Below are 20,175 nucleotides of genomic sequence, written 5' to 3'. Positions count from 1 at the left end.
TCGGAGCCGCGAGTGCGACCTCAGTCACAGCGGCGTTTTGCCTTTTCTGACCTCTGCGTTCTGAGCTTCTTGTCTCAAAACCGGTGTCTCAGAACTCAGAACTTCCGCCCTTACATCGTAGGTCCGAAGCGTTCGTCGGTGCCGTTGCCGGGGACTTGGAAGTCGGGGGGCGAGAGGGCGGTGGGGCCTTGGTCGGCGACGTCGGCGGCTTCCCAACAGAAGTCGTCGTCGCCGAGCTTACCGTAGACATCGTCATCGACACCGTCGTGCGTGATGGTGGCCAGGCCGGTGCGAAGGTTTGAAGTGCCCCAGATGTTGAGGAGCGCGAGGAGCGCGGCGTCGTTATCTGTGGCATTCGAATACGTGGCCGCGCTGAACGGACCAACGCTGGCGACCGAAGTCCACGTGCTGTGTTCGTTGGCGACGCTGCCCGTGATGAGCAGGTCGTTGCCGAACTCGCCGCTCATGTTGTCTTCGCCGGTGCCGCCGATCAGCACATCGTTGCCGCTGCCGCCGTTGAGAATGTCGTTGCCCGCTTCGCCAATCAGCAAGTCGTTGCCGAGATAACCGGCCAGCTGATCGTTGCCCGCACCGCCATACACACGATCGTCGCCGTTGCCGCCGTCGGCGATGTCATCGCCGAAGCCGCCGTGCAGATAGTCGTTGCTGTCGAAGCCGCCGAGCCGATCGTTACCGCCGCCGCCATAGATCACGTCGTTGCCGGTGCCGCCACTCAGTGTGTCGTTGCCACCCACGGGCGAATCCTGCGGTGGGACCACGTCGGTCGATGCCGGAGCGTTATCGCCCCACAACACATTGTCGCCGTTGCCGCCGTTCACGCTGTCGTTATCGAGACCGCCGACGAGCCAGTCGTTGTTGGTCGCACCATAGAGCAGATCGTTGCCACCTTCGCCGTAGAACTCCGCCGAGACCGTGAGGTTGGCTTGCGTGACATAGTCCGCCCCGTCACCGGCGTAGACGATCGTCTTGTTGCTCACGTTGTAGTCGCCGAACGTGCTGTTGATCCGCAGCCGCACGCGGTGAGGCTGTGCCACCGTGTTGTTGCGGCTGAACTGAATCAAGTCATTCGCACTGGTCGTGCGGGCGAACAAGTCGCCAATTTGCACGTTGGTGAGCTTGCCTTGATCGACGAGATTCAGGTCTTCGATTTCGCTCCACGCGACCGGCTGACCCGCGCTATTGAGCACGCCCGATGAACCAGCGGCCACAACCACGGGCGCGGTATTCGGGATGGAAGTGATATCGAGATTGAGTGTGTCGCCAATGATGTCGCCGACCGGAGCGGGGAGTGGATTCGTGGGAATGCCGCCGTTGATCGTGATCGCGGTGGTCGTGCTCGGACGAATGAGTTGCGTCGTCGGCGAGACCACAAGGCCAACGTTCATCGCGCCGGTGCCGACGAGTCCCGCCGGTGTTTCGCCGAACGTATCGAGGCCGGCATCGCCGAACAGCGAGACCGAAGTGACTCCGCTGGGCGTGCCACTTGGCAGCGGCGAGGTGCCACCGATTTGATCGGAGGTGAACACGCGGAACTGATCGTTGCCGCCGCTACCGCGCAGAATCACCGCATCGAGATCGTGCGGAGTTGTCGTCGGTGTGAACTGCGAGTTGATATTGTCCGCGTCGCTCGTGCCGGTGTAATCGAGGTTGTCGATATTGCGGAACGTCACGCCGCTGGCGTTGAGACCGGTGAGGACGTAGTCCGGATCGGTTCCGTTCAATGCATTGAGCGCGACAGTGTCACCCGTGAGGTCTCCGCTGTCGTTGATCTCCAGGCGATCGACGGCGAACGTCATATCACCGCCACTGCCATCGACAATCACCGGACCGGCGATGAAGTCAACCGTGGGAGCCGCATCGAACAGTTGGAACAAGTCGCCGCCGAGACCGCCACGCAGTGCCACCACGCCCGTGTTACCGCTGGTGCTCTGCACTCGCAGCGTATCGACCGCGCCGTCATCGGCGAACAGGCCTTGGCCGTGCAAGTTGATCGTCGGATCGTTGTTCTGGCCACTGCCGAGACTGAGAAGGTTCAGCGAATCAGCACCCGCGAGAGCATTCACATTGAGCGTCGTAAAATTGTCACCGCTGAAGTCGAACGGCGTGTAACCAACGCCCATGCTCACGCGGGTGTCGGCGAGATTCGCGGCGATGCTCAGCGCATCGGCCACGTCGCTACCGAGCACGGTGAGCGCGCCGGAGTCGCGCCGCGCCGGTGCGCTGCACGAGTTCGACATTTGCAAAGTACGTTTGCAGATCGACCGCATTGCTCGTGCTCAGCACTTCGCCCGTGTAGCTCGGCATGCTGCCACTGTTCGTACCGAAGGCATACGTTTGCGACGCGCTCGGTCCCGTGAGGGCGAAGATGAGCGTATCGTCGTTGCCGCCGCCGTCGAAGAAGAACTCGGCCTGGCCGGCAAGGTTCGTGTTGTCGCCCGCTCCCGGTGCGAGTCCGCTGAAGTTCACGAGCCCGCCGACATCATTGATGGTGAGGAAGTCGCGATCGTTGCTGCCGAGGTACGTGAACGACAGAATCGTCGCGAAATCGCCCTGAAACACGATGCCCACGTCGTTGTCATCGGGCGCGATCGCATCACCGGTCCGCGACAGCACGAAGTCCGCTCCGCTGCGCGACAGCGTCAGATGATCGTCGACGTTCGTGTTGCCGAACGGCGTGTTGTTCGCATCGAGTGCCAGGTGATACGGAGCATTCGCGTTCACATCCTCGATGCTCACGTACGCCACCTGTCGCAGCGGCGCGTCAAACGTCCACATCCCCGCGCCGATACCACCAAGCGTTAGCAGCGGATTCACCGCCGCGCTGATGTCCAAATTCAACGTATCACCCGGCGACGTTCCCGTCGGCAAGTTGCCGTTGATGAAGAACTCCGTCGTCCCTTGCGGCGCGAGATTAAACGTATCGTAGTCGTCATTGCCGTTCAGATACGTGCCACCCGCCGGTGCCAGCGGCGTCGTAATCACCGCGGCATTCGCAATCGTGAGCGTGCCACCCGTCGTGGCATCGGTACCTGCCGGCAGTTCCGCATCACCGACATCCACACCAATCACTACTTGCAGCGCCGCACTCACGTTGCCGTTAATGCTTGCATCGTCACCCGCATTCAAGAACACATTCGCCGTCGTCGACTGCACCGTCACGCCAGCATTGATCGTCAGATCATCATCCAGCGTCGGTGCATCGTTGTCGTCGGTAGCCGTGTAGGTGACATTGCCCACGGAGATGCTGTTGGCCGCGATCGTCAGCGGACTGCTGTTGACGACGGTCGTGGCGCCGCCGTCGTTGCGAGCACCAAAGCCCAGCGTGCGAAGATCGCTAACCGTGAGCAGACCGCCCACGCTATTCAGCACGTCGATCTCGCCGCTGGTCGTGTTGAATAGCTGAATCGCACTCACCGACGTCTCAAGCGTATTCCCCGCACCGATGCCCGTCGCCGCTTGCAAGAACACGTCCGGACCCGTGATGTTCACATCATCGTCCCCATCGATGATCGCTCCGCCCGCGATAATCCCGCCACCTGCCGCCGTGCTCACATTCGCGATCGTCGCATCGCCCGCCGTCGTCAGCGTATTCGCGCCCAGAGCCAAGAGCGAATCATTCGACCCTACCCCATCCCCCGCACCCACATAACTCGACACCGTCTCACTCGCCAACAACTGCAGCGTTGCTCCCAGCGCCACATTCACCGGCCCAGCGGTATCCAGAATCGCTCCCGTCCCCACGCCATTATTCACCGCCAACACACCCGCATTCACCGACGTCGTTCCGGTGTACGTGTTAGTGCCCGTAAGAGTCAGTGTGCCAGTGCCTTGCTTGATGAGGTCGCCAGTGGCATCTAACAAAGGCTGAGCGATGGTGATGTTGAAGCCGTTGGAATCAATGATGGCATCACCGGCTTGGACGTTGGCTGCATCTAACCCTTGCATGAAGGTAGCGTTGCTGGCACCTGCTCGCAGGACGCCTCCATTGAAGTTGAATGTGCTCGTAACGGTTCCCGTCGCTGTTCCTTCGGCAATGTTGCCCGCAACCTGCAAGGTGCCACCGTTGAGGTTTACGGTTGCCGTTGCATTGCCTGTAGCATTGGATGCCGTTCCCAGGATTACATTGCCGGCAACCGTAACGGTACCTCCGTTGACATTCAAGGTTCCTGCAACCGCGCCAGCCCCTGTGGTGTGGTTGGCGAGTGAAACGCTTGCGGCAGAGACAGTTCCGCCACCGATGTTCACAAAGTTCACCTGTGTCGTGTGGACGGACGAAGAACTCTTGCTGCCGATATTCAGCGCGCCCGTAATGTTCATCACACCAGTATCGAAACTGAGTGCGTGCGTATACGTGGTAGGAGTATTCGCCGCAGCAGCACCGGCATTGATGCCGACGTTAATGACCGAGAAGTTCGCGTCAACAGAGTGTCCCGTGAAATCGACCGTACCATTGATCGCGGCACCCGTGTTTGCGCTGTTCACGCCAATGTTCAGCAGGGCGGAAGTTGCACCACCAGCCTGGCCGCGCACAGTAAGGGAACCGGTTGGGGCATTAAAGTTCAAAGTGCCGCTGCTACGTCCAGTTGTACGATTTGCCACATCTATGTTGTTGGCGTTGATCGTCTGTATGCCGCTGCCGAGTCGCAATGTCATCAAGCTACCCTGGCCGCCACGATCACCGATCGCTAGGGTATTGGCCGTGATGGAACTGTTTACGCCCAGTGTGACTGTCGAAGCGCCAACTGCGGTGCCGCTTGTGGCAAAGTCGCCGACGCGGAAAACACTGGTCGCACCCGTCAAATTCGCATTGAAGATTGCCAATCCGCTGAGGTCGACGATCGCAGCGTTGCTGTTGGTTGCGCCAGTTGCGCCACCAATCTGAAACTGACCGGTTGCAGCGGAATTGTTTGCATTCCAGGTGCCGGCCCCAGCAACGGTTAAACGAGTATTTGCGGAGGCACCCGTGTTTACCCCAATGACGACGTTACCTGTCGACGTAAGGGTTCTACCAGCACCAATGTTGATCGTGTTCACCGACGTAGTAGAACTGCTGACATTAAACGTCGTGACAGCTTGGCTGCCATTGATCAGATCCAAAGTGCCAACTGTCGAACCGCTGCCTATAACGAGCGCAGCATTGCTAAGGACGTTATCCGTATTGGCAACGACACGCCCACTGGCGATTGTCGTCGATCCGGTGTAGGTAGCGGTGGCATTAAGAGCCAGCGTACCGCTGCCAGTCTTGGCGAGATTCCGAGCGCCACCGGTTTCAGCGACTGCGCCGGTAACGGTCATGGTGGCTAAGCCAGAGCCGTTGTTATTCACTTCCAGGGTGCCGTTGCCGTTGAGTAGCACTCCACTGAAATTGGCGCCGTACGCCGTGTTGGCATTGAGATTCGCGCCCACAACTCGCAGGGTGCGATCACCGTTGATGGTGATGCCAGCGAATGTATGGGTGACACTAGCGCCGACATTAATCCGGCTAGGGCGAATGTCGCCGTTGGCATCCAGAATCAGCGGATTGTTGAAGGTGACGTTCGAATCGGAGCGAGCTTCATACACAGCGCCGGTTGAGAGCGAGTTTGTGAAGCGGATCGAGGCGTTGTCGCCCGCTGAGGCACCTTCGTTGATGTACCGAATCAGCTGCGAGCCGGCGAGTTCGATCTGTGAGCCTGCGACGAGATTGCGCGTAGCACCGACGACTACGACGGTCTCGGCGGTAGCCGTACCAGGATTGGTAAAGGTTGCAGTCCGAGCAACACCGGCATCGCTGATACCGCCAACCAAACGCAAGAGTGTTCGCGTGCTGGTGGTAGCCAGATTGCGAGTGAGCGAGAAGGTTGGATTGCCCACCAAGGTAGTGAGATTGTTAAAGCGAAAATCAACGTCACCCCCGGTGAGACTTGCATCGTTGGCAAACGTCAGCGTTTGACTGCCGATGGAGAGAGAACCGAAGTTTGCATCGGAGGGAGTTGTCGAAACGCCGCTCAGACGTTGCTTGGTTATCGTGGCATTGGCAGTAACGGTGACGGGAATTGCTGTCGCGCTGCCCGCGTTAAAGGTCAGGTCGCCATCGGCTCGGACCAGCAAATTGCCGCCCGCAAAGGCGAGCGTGCTACCGGTCATCGGCACCGCTGCAGTCGGATTGCCGAAGGCATTGTTTGTGGAAACTCGTAGCGTGCCAGCCTGAATGCTCCAGTTTGCTCGGAAGGTATTGCTGCCCGTGTCGACTGCCACCATGCCAGGTCCAGCGATGTTGATGGTCGGAGTAACCGTCGATCCCAGGGCATTGGTAATGACGCTGCCGATTGTCAGTTGATCCGCGAGGTTCGTTGTCGCCAAGGTGATCGTCGCACCGCTGGCAATGACGGGATTCGTAGCAGTTGAGTATGTCACCGCGCCGTTGGCAAGCAGCGTGGCGCCGTTGTTCAACGCAAGCGTATTTGTAATCGTGACGCCCACGAGTTCGAGCGTCCCGGCGTTGACGGCCACTGCCGATGTACCAAGAGCGGAGTTACTCGTCGCTTGCAGGACGCCCGCGTTGACGGTCGTCGGCCCGCTGTAGGCATTTGTATTCGACAGGGTAATCGTGCCAGCACCTTGTTTGGTCAGGCTACCAGAACCGCTGACGACGCCAGCGATGATGGTGCTGGTCGCGTCGCCGATGGTGAGGTTCGATGTCCCTTCGATGACAACGTTCTGGCCGGCGATCGTAGCGAGCGAGTTAATGATGACCGTTTGTGCGGTATTTGGACCAGTGATCTCTAGCGATTGAGTACCAACGAGCACGACGGTTTCGCCGTAAGTGCCGCCGTTGACGATAAGAACACCATTCGCCGCAGCAGCGGTGACCGCCCCGTTAATGGTCGCGAAGGCATTCACCCCAAACACGGCAGGCTGATTGCCCGTGGTGCCGAGATCGGCATCGGCGATGATCGTGCCGCCGCTAAGAGCATTCCAGCTATCGTCGACGTAGACAGTCGCTGGTGTCGCGGAATCGACTAAGACGACATCGTTTCCATCGCCACCGTTGTAGTAGATACGGAAGTTGCGCGCGTTGCCCCCAGCGCCGAGCGTGACCGTTTGGCCATTGGTCGGGAAGTTCGTGAAGGCACCAGTCGTGGTGATGCCCGCGCCGACATCGATGAGCATGATGACATTGGGCAGGGCGGGGATGGTGCCACCACCAACGCTGACGAAGTTTGCACTCGCGCCCGCGAGATTCACTGTGGTGCCAGGTGCGCCGACGATGATTTGGTCATAGTCGGTTCCTGCGACCGTGTAGGGTGCGTTCACTTCGAACGTCACCGGTCCGGCAGGAGTGAAGTTACCGTTGATGGTGAGAATGCCTGGGCTGTTGCCAGGATTCACTTCGCCAGTGCCGGAGACAGCGCCCGTGATAGTCCCCGAGCCTCCCAGGACTGCGGGATTGGTGACGATGACATTGCTTGCCAACGTGCCATTCACGTTTAAACGACCAGCGGTGACATTCGTGCCACCAGCGGCATTGACGCCGGTGAGATCCACAGTGCCGGTACCTGCCTGGTTGATCACACCAACGCCGGTGATATTGCCAGCCGAGATGGTGTCGGTGCGATTGAAGGTCAACGTGCCCGCGTTGGCCACCGGGCCAGTTCCTAGCGATCCGACCGTTCCAGCGTTACCCACTCGCAGCGTACCCGCAGTGATGTTCGTGGCGCCGTAAGCATTGGTTCCTGTCAATATCGTTGTGCCGGTGCTAATTTGATTGAGCGTACCAACGCCCGTGATGTTGTTGGCAACGGTAATGGTGTCGCTGCGATTGAAAGCCAACACGCCACTATTCGTCACAGCGCCGGAACCGAGCGTGCCGCTCGTACCACCAGTTCCGATCTGCAACGTACCCGCATTGATCGTTGTCGCGCCGGTATGGGTGCTGGCTCCGGTTACCGCCCAGGTCCCCGCGTCACTCTTGGTCAGACTGGTAGCGCTACCAGCTTGATCTTGCAGGCCGATGGCAAACAAATTGATGCCAGTGTTCGTGCCGGTCAGGGTGAGCGTGCGAGTTCCGGGAGTGTCGAAGAGATCCGAGTTGCCAGCCGCGTGAGTAAAGCTGAGGGTTCCTGCGCCGGTGCCCGAGGCATCGATGGTCGCGCCATTTCCATTCAAGAAGCGAATTTGGCGATTGGTGCTTTGAGCAGTCGAGCCCGTGTATTGCAGAGTGCCGCCAGTGAAGTGCAAGCCGACGTTGCCGCCACCTTCTTGCGCGGCCGCGCGAGAACCAATGGCGCTGGCGACACCGTAATTGCTGAGCGACGAGACATTCAAGATGCCGCCAGCGAGTTGTGTTTCGCCGGTGTAGCTGTTGTTGTTATTGGTGATGAACCAAGTACCCGCACCTTGCTTGCGGAGCGTCGTGAGGCCGCCCGTTTCGGTAATCTGTGTGCCGAAGGTGTTCGCGCCGGTGTTGGTGCCCGACAGCGTGAGAGTTCGAGAGCCAGAGTTTTCGTAAAAGTCCGGACTGCTGGTCGCGGTAAAGCTCAGGGTTCCAGTCCCCGAGGAATCAATGGTCGCGCCACCCGTGGTGCTGATTCGCACCGCGCGGTTGGTCGTCATGTTGGTCGCGCCGGTGTACTGCAACGTACCACCGCGGAAGAGCAGGCCGACGTTGCCGGGGCCGGAGTCAACGGCACGATTGCCAATCGCACTGTTGGTGCCGAGATTGGCAATCGAGGCTGCGTTGAGAATGCCACCGCCGAAGGTCGTAACGCCGGAGTAGCTGTTGGCCGTGTTGGTGAGCGACAGTGTCCCCGTGCCCAGTTTGGTGATGCCACCAGCGCCGCTGATGAGCGCGCCGACGGAGAGACTATTGGTCCCTTGAAACGTGAGAGCGTCCGCGACGGTTGAGTTAATGATGATCGGCGTACTGACAAACACCGTGAGGTTATCCACGATCAGGCGGCCGGCGTTGATCGTCGTGCCGCCCGTATAGTTCGTACTGTTGGCGGCAAAGCCATCGCGCAGGGTGAGAGTGCCGGTACCATTCTTTGTCAGGCCGACTTGACCGCCGCCACCGTTGCGGATGAGACCGTCGTAGATAAAGTCAGCGGTGTTATTGATCGTCAACACCGCGGGATTGTTCCCGCCAGCTGCAGCGCCCGCTTCGGTATTTTGAATCACCGAAGCCTGGTTCGCATTGCTCTGCAACCCGGCGATCGTTTCGTTGAAGCCGTTGAGTTCGAACTTCGCACTGTTGCCACCACCACCCGAGTTCATGGTGATGACGGAGGCATCCGTGATCTGATCGCTCGCACCTAGACGAACCACATCCGATCCGCTCGCATTGCCAATATTCAAAGCTCCGGCAACAGCGATCACACCGGCCGTCTTTTGCAGGATCAGTGTACCGTCGTTAACCGTGGTGGCACCGGTGAAGGTATTGGCGGTCGTGCCCGCTAAGGTCAGATTTCCCACGCCGTTTTTTGTGAGCGCCGAGCCAGTACCATTGCTGATCGCGCCACCCAGCGACAAGCTGCCGCCGCTGGCGTTGATCGTGTTGCCCGCGGCATCGCCGAGCGTGAGATCCACATTGATGGCGTTGGTCCCCGAGGAGTTTTCAATGCCGAAGGTGGAAACAGGCAGAACTGCCGATTGGTTGAGGTTGATCGAGCTGCCAGTGATCGTGTAACCGCTGGCGCTAAACTGCAGCGAGAACGTCGTCCCCGCGGCGAGGTCGTTATTGATCGTGCCCGCAGCGAGTCCCGAGAAGATCAGCGTATCGCCACTGACGGGAAGTTGATCGGCACCAGCGTTATCCCAGTTAAGCGGATCGCCGAAGTTATCCGCCGCGCCACCACCATCCCATGTGAGCAGGGCAGCCATCAGCGAACGATCTTCGAGCGCTTCCAAAAAAGCACGCCGACGCTGCTTCGATGCTGCGGCTTGTTGCTTCTGACCAAGAAAACGAGACCACAGCGACCGAAGGGTGCGGTTGAGCATGGGAGAGGTAATCGTATGAGAGAGGAATGATCCGCGGAGAGTGAGCCACAGTGCCGTGCGCTCAGACCCGGTGAATTTGGTCAGACTTGCTGCCCGAAATGAGTGCGGAATACACCGATTAGCTCGAATATAGTGAGAAGACAGCTAAATTCTAGTGATTGGCAGGCATATTCGCGACAAAATCAACCACCGGTTTGAGCGGCACCGCAGACGCGTGTTCAGATGCTTCAAGACCTGAACCATTTGCCAACTTTTCGAGTCATTTCTCGCTTGTTGCCACCGGTTCACGGCCGCGGAGATGTCTGCGCGGGAAGCGTCGGCATCTGCAAGGTCGAGCGTTGTAAGCGGATCCACTTGCTGGGCGGGGTTTGCTTGGGGCGAAACCAGACCGAGTAAGTGTTGTCTGGCCAAGGCTTCTTGCGAAATGCCCACCAGTGCCCCTCGCGCAGCTCGCTGTAAAAGAGATACTCCGGATCAGGTTCGGGGGTGATGGCTTGCTCTTGAAGCGTCACGATTCGTCGCTTCCCTTGCCACTGATAGTCGGCGATCGCCAGGCCGCCAAAGATGTAGTGCCGACCATGCGGGCCCGTGAGGCTCCAGCCCAGATGCTCCATCCGGCCAACCACCGTCGGATCTTCCGCTGCGGCTACTGGCGGCGGTGCCGGCTGACCCAGAGGCAGCGTCCCAGCTGGAACTTGACTCCCTCCGGGAACCTGACTCCCCGGCGGAACAAACGCTTGGGCCAGTAGGGAACTGGGCAACGTCAGTGATGTTGCGGCAAGCAAAAACAGAAGGGCGTTGGTTCTCGCAAACATCTCAGCAGTCTCCTCACCAGGCAATCGGGACCGCTTCCATGCTAGTTACCGCTGCAGCCCTTGGCCACGTTTCTTGGTCTGCATTGCCACTCCGAGTTGGGTTTCACTCCTCGCTCCAGTACAATTCGCAGCCGCCATTTTTGGTGCAATCAGGTCCTGCACTCCCCCCTGTCCACCCGTGAAGCAGAATCATGGAAGCTACGGAACACGCTGAAGCCAATCCCAAGCGTCGCCGCATTCGCGAATTGGAAGTGATGGTGGCTGATACCATCGCCGATACGCACGACACTACCACCCTGGTCCTGTTTACAGGCAACGACCGGCTGGAGTATCTGCCTGGGCACTTCTGCACCATCGACCCCCACAACTTTCCGCAGTTGCAGCGGTTTACGGCCTTCCTGGAAGATCAAAAAGGGAAGAAAGAGCCGCCGCGAGCCTACTCGCTGGCGTCTGCCCCGCACGAAAAGTACCTGGCGATCACGGTTAAGGAAGAGAAGTACGTCAGCGGCACGACCAAGTATCCCCCGCTCCTCTCCCCGCTACTGGTGCATCGCTTGCCGCGGGGAACGCGCCTGATGATCACCGGCTTTACCGGACCGTATGTGCTGCCGCCCGATATTACCACCCGCACCGATCACCTGGTACACGTTTGCGCCGGCTCGGGCATCGTGCCCAACTACAGCATCATCAAGCACTGCCTGGTGGAACTGCCGAAGATCAGACACACGCTCGTTTACAGCAACAAGACCCACGACGACATTATCTTCCGTCGCGAACTCGACAAACTGCAGCGCGAGAATCCCGAGCAACTCAATATCGTCTACACCCTGACGCGCGACTCAGCAGCCAAAGAGCAAGGAACCAACTTCCGCAGTGGTCGCTTGAACGAAGCCTTGCTCAAAGAGTTCATTCCCGATCCATCCGCCGTCGAAGTCTTCTGCTGCGGCCCCGGCATCACCAGGTTCGATCGCGAAGCAGCCCGCGCCAAAGGAGAAGAACCAGCGCCTCGCTTTTTGGAATCGTCCCTTTCCGCTCTGCAAGCAATCGGCATCACCAATAAGCAAATCCATCGCGAGAGCTACGGTTAAGCGAATGGTGTCAGGCGTGTATTCATCATGCCGTAAGTCCGCGTCTCGTCACGTTCCAAAATGACCAACTTGTCCAACAATGGGAGGCCTAGTGGAACAACAGGTCGCATATCTCTCGGCTGCGGCGCGAATCGCTGTTCAACCATCGAGCTAAAGTTGGACACCCCCCTTTAGCGGTTTGGCGAGACTTACGTCAAATGACGGCAGTTCTCGATTGAACCTTGCTCCCTAATTCGCCGCTACGCCCGCGCATAACAGGGCCCGCTGGCCACAACTCAATCCACCACACTTTCGAAAAAAATTGCTTACATTGTCGCAATGTCGCGATCGTTTGTCAATCTTCTATTTTGAATTTTGTGACAATTGCGCCGGAACGACGCGATCGCCAAAGCTACCGTCATTGGCTCATGTTTGATAGGACAACAAGAGCCTCTGATATGTCAAATAAAATGTTTCCTGAATTCCAGTCACCAAATGGTTGATTATTTCGCCCCCGTGAGGTTACTCTGCGGCAACGAAGTGCTGTTAACTCTCCCTTGATGGTTCTATGCCATGTTACGTCGAGACGCCAATCCAACGGCATTTTCTCCTGCTCGTTCTCGGCAGTTAAGAGTCGAACAACTCGAACCCCGCACACTCATGGCGGCGTTCGTTCCCGCTGATGTCGGGCTGCTTTTTCCTAAGAACCCCTATGTAAGTAGCGGTGGTTCTGAGCCCATCTATACCAGTTCGCCCCTTCACCTGCGCACGGTACGTGGCTTCGAAGGTGATCCTAATGATGGCCAGCTGCGATTACTGGAATTCGGCAACGCCACGCCGGACTACTACGGCCTCCGCGAAGCTACCGGCTCGTTTCATGTACAAATTACGTATCAGGGCGCGGATGGCGTCGCGCAGCTGAACGCGATTGGCATCACTACCGGCAATGTAGTGAATGGCGCACAGCAGACCATCGAAGCGTGGATTCACGACAACGACTTCGCCGCGGTGAAAAACCTGAGCGGCGTGGTCGCCATCAATCTCGATCCAGGCAGCGTCGTCGATTCGCGCCGAGATCTCATTCCCGGCGATGGTGTCGAGCAACACATTCCGGTTACCCAGCCGGCAGGATTTGTCGACTATCACTTTGGTGATGCCCTCTCGCAAATCTTCGCCGAGTACGGCGACTATGTCGCCGCTGGTGGTACCGAACCTTTCCTGCCTGCCAATCCGCTCGTGGAAGTCGAAGACGACCGCATCCTGCTCGACCTGATGGCGGGTGACCTTCCCGACATCTTTGCCGATCGCTTGGAGGCAGTACCCGACGCCGAAATCTTTACCGATGAAGTCAATTGGTACAAAGTCTGGGTGCCATTTTCTTCGCTCGACGAACTCGGCACGCTCAAAGATATCATTGGGTATGCGCGCCCCTCGTATGAAGGTGTCGATCACGTCCTCTCCGAGTTCGACCATTCGGAACCGGAATCGCCTTACCAGCCGTCCGTACCTTCCACCGAAGACCCAGCGGAGGGTTACTCGGCCAGCATTGTGCTGGAAGCAGTCGATACTCAGGGTAATCCCCTGGCTACGGTCACCGTCGGGATGGAGTTCTGGCTGCGCGCACGATTGGTCGTGCCCGTGGGCAAGGTGCCGTTTTCTGGCGCGCTGGATATTGAATTTACGCCGGGAATGTTCGCGGCAGTCGATGATCCCGAAAACCGTGGCAACTTCAACTATGGAACGCCGGGGATAAGTGACGGTCTGGTGGATGATGTGTGGCGCATTTGTTGGGGCACTGCCGACGGAGATTTGCTCTTTGCGCAGAAGTTCAAAGCCATCGCGGCTGGCACGACTGTTTTCGCCAGCAATCCTCCGGATGGCATCGCGCATGAGATTCTCTATCTGGGCCTCGAAGCTCCCCTCGAAATGTCGGAGGTCAGTTTTGGCAGCTTGGAGTTGGAATTAATAGAGACAGCGCTGCCACCCACTGCTCCGCCAACTGACCCGGATGAGATTGTCGTACCGGACGTTCCTGGCGATGGTACGCAGCCCGTACCGACCATTCCTACTGGCGGCGAACTGATAGCGGCACCAGTTATCGAGATGCCGACCACGACCCCTGCCGACGAAAATGTCACGCTGGCTGACGTAGTTGATAGTGATGAAGAAGACGCCGATCCACCGGTGATCGTCGACAATCCGCTGTCGCTCGCGGCCGTAGCGCCGAAAGTTGGAGTTGGAACAACGGCGGTGGCAACAGCCGAAGAGAATACGATTGCGGAAGTCAGATTGGTGGATGTCAGTGCCCTCAATCTGCAGCGGTTACAACTTCTCTTCCGTCCTGTGGCGAGTGGAGTCTTGGACTTCCAAGTTAGTGGCGGCGCGCATCGGCGCAGTCAGGTCGAAACACCGCCGCCTCCGCAGCGCGACGAAAAGCCCGCGACCGAATCCGCCCCGGTTACTCGGTAAATCACGCGGTCAGCTGCGCGAGTAATCGCTGCACAGCGGCGGCCGGATCGTTGCTGGTCGTGATTGCGCCGCTGACGGCGATGCGCGTGATTCCGCTGGCGATGACCTCGGGCAAATTCTCCGCCGTGATGCCGCCGATCGCGAATGCAGGCAGCGAGATCTCGGCTGCCACTTGCTGCAAGAACGCAATGCCTGGAAACGCTTCGAACTGCTTCGTTCCGCTCGGGAACGTCGGGCCGCAGCCCAAGTAATCGGCACCGGCCAGGACTGCAGCGCGCGCTTGCTCGATGCTGTGTGTCGAAACACCAATTTGCATCGCCGTACCAACCAACTGGCGAACTTCGCTCACGGGCAATTCGTCCTGGCCGACATGCACGCCATCCGCGCGGGCAAGTAGCGCCAGATCAAGACGATCGTTCATGATGAACATTGGCCGCTCCTCTCGAGCGATCGTTTCGTCAATCAGCTTTCGCAGCAGCCTGGCTCGCGAAAGCAAACTGCGATCATCGAGCTTCTTATCACGGAGTTGCAACACGTGGACGCCGGCTGCCAGGAGCAACTTCACTCGCTGCTCAAACTGCTCTTCGCGATCACCGCCATCGACAAGCACGTACAACTGCCGGCCGCGCCACGTTTCGAGACTTCGTTCGTTGACCACAAAGGCCTTGGCTAGCGTATAGGTTTGATAGCGAAGTGATTCGAACGGCGCACCACTATTGCCGAGCAGCTTGGCGAACTCTTCGATCACCCGCAGCGCCTGTGAAGCTCGTTGCCAATTTGCCGCAGCCAGTTGAGCAAACGAGATTCGCTCGGTCTCCTGCGGCGAAGTGATCGCGGTGCCAACATCGGCGAGCGTATCGCGGGCGACGAAGTGCTCGCTTGGATTGCCAAGAAGTTCGACGAGCGCTGTGGTCAAGTCGTGCCGTAGTTGCTTGCACGAGCGCGCGAGGAACGCATCGTTCAACACGAAGCGAGCCTGGTCCTCGACGACGCGCAAGCCTTCGACCGCGCGATTAAAATTCGCGTCGATGGCTCGCAGGGCAGCAGCAGATTCAGCGGGAGTCATTCAGGAAGCCCGACGCGTCAGCGAGGGGGAATCGCCGATTGACGCTGGTTGTTAGTTCACCCTCGCTGACGCGTAGGGCTACTTGGTCGTTCGTGCGACAATTACATTGATCGCGGATGCGACGAATGACATTACCTTACTCTTGCACCCGGCCTTCGACTAGCCGCACGATGCGGTGGGCCTGGCGGGCGATGGCCTGATCGTGAGTGACCATCACGATCGAAAGGCCCTGCTCTTCGTTCAGCTTTTTCAGCAAGTTAAGAATCTCGGCACCCGTTTGCTGGTCGAGATTGCCCGTCGGTTCATCGGCCAGCAACACCTTGGGCTGTGCCATTAAGGCCCGAGCGATGGCCGTCCGTTGCATTTCGCCGCCGGAGAGTTCTTTCGGCTTGTGGGTGATGCGGTGCGAGAGCCCGACCATGTCGAGCAGTTCCTTGGCCTTGGCGATGTACTTGCCGCGATTGCAAAAATACTTCCAAACGCTATCGGAGATCATCAGCGGAGCGAGGACGTTCTCGAGCATCGAGAGCTCGGGAAGCAGGTGATAGAACTGAAAGATCATGCCGAAGTACTTGTTTCGCAGCACGTCGCGCGAAGCAGTCGGCAGGTTATCGATGCGGTTGCCATCGAACGTGATCTCACCGGCACTCGGAGCATCGAGCGTACCGAGCAGGTGCAACAGCGTGCTCTTGCCCGAACCGCTTTGGCCGATGATAGCCACGAACTCGCCCGGTTGAACGGCGAAGTCGACACCGCGGAGCACGGGCACTTCGAGCTTCCCTTTGAAGTAGCTCTTTTTGACTTGCTTCGCGGCCAGCAGCGCAGTCTTGGCGGTCGCCGGGGGAGTGGCCGGTTTGGGGCGTTGCTTGGGTTGAGTGGCGGTGCTCATGGTTCTTGTCACTTTAAAAATGGTCGATCAATTCAGCCTCGGCCCCTCACCCCAACCCTCTCCCCGGATTACCGGGGCGAGGGAGCAATACGATCCGATTTCCCTAGCCTCTTCGTCCCTTCATCCCTTCCACCCTGCCTCACTCGTACCGCAATGCTTGGACGGGATGCAAACGTGCCGCACGAATGGCGGGAAGCACACTGGCGAGGACGGCGATGAGTGTCGCGCCGATCATCACACCGACGACAGTCGAAGGATTGATGATCGTGGGAATCTCGCTGAAGTAGTAAATGGTCGGGTCAAAGACTTCTTGCCCGGTGATCACTTCGATGAGCTTGGCGATGTCGTTGATATAGATTACGAACAGCAGCCCGCCGATCATGCCCACGCCGGAACCAACCAGGCCGAGCGAGAACCCGTAGCTGATGAAGATGCTCATCACGCCGCGGCTGGGTGCCCCCAGGGCCTTGAGAATGCCAATGTCCTTCGTTTTTTCAACGACGATCATGAAGAACGTCGCGAGAATGCCGAAGCCGGCCACCGCAATGATGAGGAACAACAACAGGTTGAGGAGCGTGGTTTCCATTTGCACGGCGGCGAGCAGCGGACCCTGCATATCGCGCCAAGTTTGAATGCGGAACGGATATTGATCGGCAGGGAAGCGAGCCCGCAGCTTATCGCGGACGGCATTCAAATCGGCACCGGGCTTCAGGCGCATTTGAATCGTGGTCACCGCTTCGGTCCCGGTCGAGGGATCGATCATGCCGCGCATCTCTTGCAACCGGCGGAGCGGAATGAACGCGAACGTGCTGTCGTATTCGCTCATTTTGCTTTCGTAAAAGTCGACGACGGTGAACATGTCGCTCATCGCCTTGGGCGGTTGTCCAGCCGAAGGGAACGTGATCCGCACATCGTCACCGGGACGGCAAAGGAAGTAATCGATGACCTTCCCTTCGCTGTCGCGCTGGCGAGCACTGCCGATGGCAATGCCCATGATGACGCCCGAGAACTGATCTTTGGCCGGGTCAAAGGTATCGACGGGCAACGTCGATTGCTTCGAGGCAAAAGGATCCGCTGGCGGATTGGTGCCGGCAACAGCTGCGGGCTTGGTCTCGTTCTTCGCTGCGTCGCCTTCGATGGGTGTCATGGCAGTCGGAACTTGTTGAGCTTTGAGCAGCTGTTCTTGTTCCGATTGCATTTCACGTTCGTACTGAACCTTGAGCCGGCGATAGGCCCAGCCGGCGGGAGGCATGGCATGTTGATCGTCGCCATAGCCCGATTCGCGCAAGGTGAACGACAGCTTTTCGCGATTGCCCGGATGCAGTAGGTACTCGCGGAAGTCGCTCACGTCGGCGTAGGTTTTTTCATCCACGCCCACCAGGCTGATCTGGCGTGTGACCCATTGGCCGCGCACGGGAACATTGACCATCGCGGGCACATGCACCGCGTAGGTGATGCCCTTGAGATCGTCGCCGACGACCTTCCGAATTTCGTCCACGTGCCACTGGGGATTGCTGAAGCCATCCATGCCGTGGGCTTCGAACACGATATCGGCCAGGATGCTATGCAGGCGAATGTGCATCTCGTGCGCGAAGCCAGCCATCACACTGTTGACGACGATGAGCGTGCCTACGCCCAGCGTGACGCTGATGATCGAAGCGAGCGCGATGTAACGCGTCCGCAGATACCGCCACGCAAGCAGCAGTTTGTACATGGCCAATCCTTCGGCAGAAGACAGACGATCCCACGCTAGGGAACTTCAACCTGCGAATTGTCGCCTGTTTGCCGAGATTGACAAATAGCAGTTTGCCGGTTGTCGGGGCACTTTTTGTCGTGAATTCGGGCGGCTATTCCTGGTCCCGCAGTTCTTTTTTGATCTGCTTCAGGTCTTCCTGCACGTTGCTAACGTCTTCCTTCACTTCCTTTAGTCCCTGCTTGATTTCCTTGACATCTTGATGGACTTCTTTCATCACGTCGCGAGCTTCGGCCATGACTTCGCCCTGCTTTTGCACCAGTTCTTCGGCCCGTTCCAAACGCTTGTCCATGACGAGGAGCTTTCTCAAGATGTCTTTGATTGTGGCAGGATCTGCCGTCTTGACGACGTGCTGATTGAACCCGGCGGCCAGCGAACGCTCGGAATCCGAGAAGGCGCTCACCGCGATCAGCGGAATTTCTCGCAGCGTCTCATCCTGCCGCAACTTCGAGGCCAAATCGTAACCATCCATTCCGGGCATGCCAATATCCGAAAGGATGCAGTCAGGCTTTTTCTCTCGGGCAGCCTGTAACCCCTCAATGGCACTATGAGCCACGCGAACTTCGTAGCCCCACACGCGCAACAAGGTTGCCAGCACCTTGGCAGCATCTCGGTTGTCGTCGATTACAAGCAGATGGTGGGGATTTACACTCGCCGCTGACATGATGATTGACTGCCTCGTCGCTCGGCCGCGCACCTAATGCTGGGCGATCCTTTCCCAGCATCGACCTGTCATTATCGCTCAAATCGTCCAGTAAGTCTGTACGAGAACGAACATTTAGCCGCAGGTCTGCGCTCTTTTTGCAAGATGGGCAGCGGGAAGGCTATTCGCCGCGGCGCAGGTCGGCAGAGATCGTGGTTTTGGAAGACATGAACCAACGTCGCCAGGCTTCTTTGTCGTAGGCATAGTTCACGCCGGGATGAAGAGTCGCAAGAGCCGACAGGACCTCTTCGTTGGGGATGTCGCGCCGGATGACCTGGGTTTTTTGGCCCATGCTCATGCCACCCATGCCGCCGCTATCGCTCCCCAGCGAAGCGGTCATTTGACCCGGGTTGCCCTGGATCACTTTTTTGTGCGTGGTGACGAGCGCATCGATGAGTGCCTGCGTGGCACTTGTCGCCCCCATCACATGCAAGCCGATGGCGGCGCGGCGAACCGTCTGGTTCTCTTTGCTCTTCAGTTCGCGAATGTACACCGGGACCGCGCGGTGCGGCCCCTGTCGTTTGATTTCGGCCAGGCAACGCTCGCGCAGGTTCTCGTCTTCGTCGTGCAGCGAGAGTTGAATCAGCGTGTCGATGGCCAGTCCCGGGGGAAGCTTGCCGAGCACGTCGAGAAACGCAAGTCGTACCCTCAGGGGGTTTTCTTTGTCGGCAAGCGCATCAGCCACAGCGCTGGCGGCGCTGGGGTCGCGAATGCCTTGGATGCCCTGAGCAGCGTCGGCACCGTGCTTCTTGCTATCGAGGTTCCCCAGCCAAATTTTGATTTGCTTGCGCCACTGCTTGTCGGCCACTTCGAACTCGCGAGCACGAGCTTCGATTTCGATCTCCTGAGGCAACTTCCACTGGCCAGCCGATTTCACATAACCTTGCCGCAGCATGTATTCGTCGGGCTTAAGCCAGCCACCGTTGGCAAAGCGACCATAGCCCAGCGCGAGGCGCGCCGCTTCGTGATCGGGTTCAAGCTTGATGACTTCTTCGAGATGGAACTTGCGTTGCGAGGTCAGGTTGGCATCGTGGCACCACTGAGCCATGGCCACATGACCAGCGACCGTGGCGGGCGATTTGTGCAGTAAGTCTTCGTACTGCTTCTGCACGTCGGACGTGGCGAGCACCCGCTGCACTTGCGGCCCAGCGAGGGCCAGTTGCACCCCAGCCCCAGTACGCAGGACGTAGTCATCGGCCTGGGTCCGTTCGGGATTCAGCCATTGGCCTTCGACACGACCGCCAGTGCGCAGAAAGAAGATCTCGGCTTGGGCAGGCGCCGCGAATGGAGCCAGACCGCAGGCCACGCTCCAGGCGATGAAGATCGTTCGAGCTGCTGTCATGACAAGCTCCCACTGCCGCAAACGTAAGAGCCCCCGACATCTGCGGCTCGCTGCTACCCCCTCAAGTATAAG

10 protein-coding genes are annotated in these 20,175 nt (G+C 58.6%); 2 read left to right on the top strand and 8 right to left on the bottom strand.

The window, feature by feature from the left end:
* Positions 1-110 precede the first annotated feature (110 nt).
* From NA78x_RS30705 to NA78x_RS30695, 3 genes are all read right to left on the bottom strand, one after another.
* Positions 111-2,258, bottom strand: a complete 2,148-nt coding sequence (locus tag NA78x_RS30705) for a calcium-binding protein (protein ID WP_425616203.1) — start codon at positions 2,256-2,258, stop codon at positions 111-113.
* Positions 2,197-9,999 carry a beta strand repeat-containing protein gene (locus tag NA78x_RS30700; protein WP_425616202.1) on the bottom strand — a complete coding sequence of 2,601 codons (7,803 nt, stop codon included), beginning with the start codon at positions 9,997-9,999 and terminating at the stop codon, positions 2,197-2,199. The genes NA78x_RS30705 and NA78x_RS30700 overlap by 62 nt, the downstream gene beginning before the upstream one ends.
* Before the next feature lie 284 nt (positions 10,000-10,283).
* Entirely contained in the window at positions 10,284-10,814 is a 531-nt protein-coding gene (locus tag NA78x_RS30695; protein WP_425616201.1) for a hypothetical protein, read from the bottom strand.
* A 191-nt stretch (positions 10,815-11,005) separates the two neighbouring features.
* On the opposite strand from NA78x_RS30695, the gene NA78x_RS30690 reads away from it, so the two are divergent.
* Positions 11,006-11,902, top strand: a complete 897-nt coding sequence (locus NA78x_RS30690; protein ID WP_425616200.1) for an oxidoreductase — start codon at positions 11,006-11,008, stop codon at positions 11,900-11,902.
* Between the two features lie 552 nt (positions 11,903-12,454).
* The gene (locus tag NA78x_RS30685; protein WP_425616199.1) at positions 12,455-14,350 is read left to right on the top strand and encodes a hypothetical protein; all 1,896 of its coding nucleotides are present in this window, start codon (positions 12,455-12,457) and stop codon (positions 14,348-14,350) included.
* Position 14,351: 1 nt separating this feature from the next.
* Here NA78x_RS30685 and NA78x_RS30680 read toward each other — a convergent pair whose 3' ends face one another.
* The 5 genes from NA78x_RS30680 to NA78x_RS30660 all read right to left on the bottom strand — a co-directional run bounded on the left by NA78x_RS30680 (position 14,352) and on the right by NA78x_RS30660 (position 20,103).
* A complete protein-coding gene (locus NA78x_RS30680; protein ID WP_425616198.1) occupies positions 14,352-15,416 on the bottom strand; it encodes a thiamine phosphate synthase in 1,065 nt (354 codons plus the stop codon).
* A 136-nt stretch (positions 15,417-15,552) separates the two neighbouring features.
* Positions 15,553-16,305 (bottom strand): ABC transporter ATP-binding protein, encoded by a 753-nt coding sequence (locus NA78x_RS30675; protein ID WP_425616197.1) that lies wholly within the window; start codon positions 16,303-16,305, stop codon positions 15,553-15,555.
* A 139-nt stretch (positions 16,306-16,444) separates the two neighbouring features.
* Positions 16,445-18,019 carry an ABC transporter permease gene (locus NA78x_RS30670; RefSeq protein ID WP_425616196.1) on the bottom strand — a complete coding sequence of 525 codons (1,575 nt, stop codon included), beginning with the start codon at positions 18,017-18,019 and terminating at the stop codon, positions 16,445-16,447.
* A gap of 133 nt (positions 18,020-18,152) precedes the next feature.
* The gene (locus tag NA78x_RS30665; protein WP_425616195.1) at positions 18,153-18,722 is read right to left on the bottom strand and encodes a response regulator; all 570 of its coding nucleotides are present in this window, start codon (positions 18,720-18,722) and stop codon (positions 18,153-18,155) included.
* Positions 18,723-18,882: 160 nt separating this feature from the next.
* Complete coding sequence (locus NA78x_RS30660; RefSeq protein WP_425616194.1) at positions 18,883-20,103, bottom strand: HEAT repeat domain-containing protein; 1,221 nt, start codon at positions 20,101-20,103, stop codon at positions 18,883-18,885.
* Positions 20,104-20,175: the final 72 nt, after the last annotated feature.

The organism is Anatilimnocola aquadivae (assembly GCF_049819085.1).
GTDB lineage: Bacteria > Planctomycetota > Planctomycetia > Pirellulales > Pirellulaceae > Anatilimnocola.
This window is presented reverse-complemented; position numbering and strand designations above follow the sequence as displayed.